We start from the raw sequence: 1,427 nt of genomic DNA on the forward strand, positions 1-1,427 counted from the left end.
TGCATAACAAAGCATTTAAGACGGATTCGCAACGCTTGGCGACTTTAGTGTAAATTCATTTTTTGTGTTTTAAGTGGTTTGTCGAGACATTGGTGTTTAGCGTCGCTCACCACTTAATGCGGCGTTAGGTGTTTATCATGAATAATTAGTCTGTTATGATATTAGGATTTTTTTGTTTTGTGAAATGGCAATGGAGCTGAAATTGGACAAAGAAAACTGGAGTGTAGTATTTTTAAACGCATATGATGCTCTTTCACTTTATGTAATAACTATCATTGTACTGGCTTATATAACATACAGAATATGTAAATACGCACTCAATAATATCGAGCGTGATTTTGTTAAAAAATGGTCAGCTAAACTTCACTCTGGTTATGGAAATTTAATTTTCATCATGGTTAGCATATTGTGGGCATCTTCTGTTTCGGTATTTGGTTCTGACATTAAAGAACAAGTTTTTGATGTTGAAGTTCCCATGTCTTGGGAAACTCTTAGCTTTTTTATAACAGTATATTGCAGTGTCGTTATCGGTATATATCATTATATAGGGCAGCAAAGAAAAAATAGAGAAGAACAATCTAGACCACCTATAAATGCAGTTAAGTTGGCAGCTAAAGACACAGTTGAACTTATGCAGGTATTAAAGACCTGTATGTTAGATTGGCAGCTGATATTAAATCAGCCAGTAAGTTCAGTAAAAGAAGAATTGGATAACTTAGCTTTATTAGATCGCTCTTTGCGTTCAGCAAAACGTTCTTGTCTAAACTCTTTATTAAATGTCGCAAGCAATTGGGATGACAGAGATAATGATAATGTTACCTATAGAGCTAACTTTTTTAACTTAGCACCAGCTAAAAGTGTTTTAGAAGAGTTTGAGAAAAGTAATATTGTAGGTCCTAAGCCAAATAATGGCGGTTATGCCTTTAATATAAATTCAGTGATTAATTCTCCATTCTTTCTGTTTAACGACAACTGGCGTTCTCGACTAGAAAAAAGTGACTATATATTGGTTAATGAGCAAGAGTTGAGTGTATCGCTGCCTAAAAAAGCAGAATCAAAAGAAGGTGTACCAATTTGCATGCCATATTCCGAAGTAGATTCAACACTGGGCGACGAAACTAAACAGCCTAATCTTCATGGCGCTCCATTGGCACGGCAGTTAAAGAGACCTGTATATATTCCTGAACTAAAGAACCAAGTTAAGTCAACAATTGAGGATCTAAAAGACCAGACTCTTATACACATCTAGAAAACAATTTCATCAAAATAACAAACCACGTATTTGGCACCGTATCTCACGTCACATATCACCTGATGCAAGAGTTACGGCATCCCAATGTGTACTTGCTGCCCCTTATACACATCTCCTATCCCACGAGACTCGCCGTAATCTCGTATGCCGCCCTCCGCGTTCACAACACCATCGA

General features: G+C 36.7%; 1 protein-coding gene. It reads left to right on the plus strand.

Going from position 1 to position 1,427, the window contains the following annotated elements; all coding sequences use genetic code 11:
* The first annotated feature begins 202 nt into the window (after positions 1 to 202).
* Positions 203 to 1,249 carry a hypothetical protein gene (locus HGG78_RS18730; protein ID WP_172533814.1) on the plus strand — a complete coding sequence of 349 codons (1,047 nt, stop codon included), beginning with the start codon at positions 203 to 205 and terminating at the stop codon, positions 1,247 to 1,249.
* Positions 1,250 to 1,427: the final 178 nt, after the last annotated feature.

Origin of the sequence: Vibrio aestuarianus, assembly GCF_012395185.1 — a bacterium.
Classification (GTDB): Bacteria; Pseudomonadota; Gammaproteobacteria; order Enterobacterales; family Vibrionaceae; genus Vibrio; species Vibrio aestuarianus.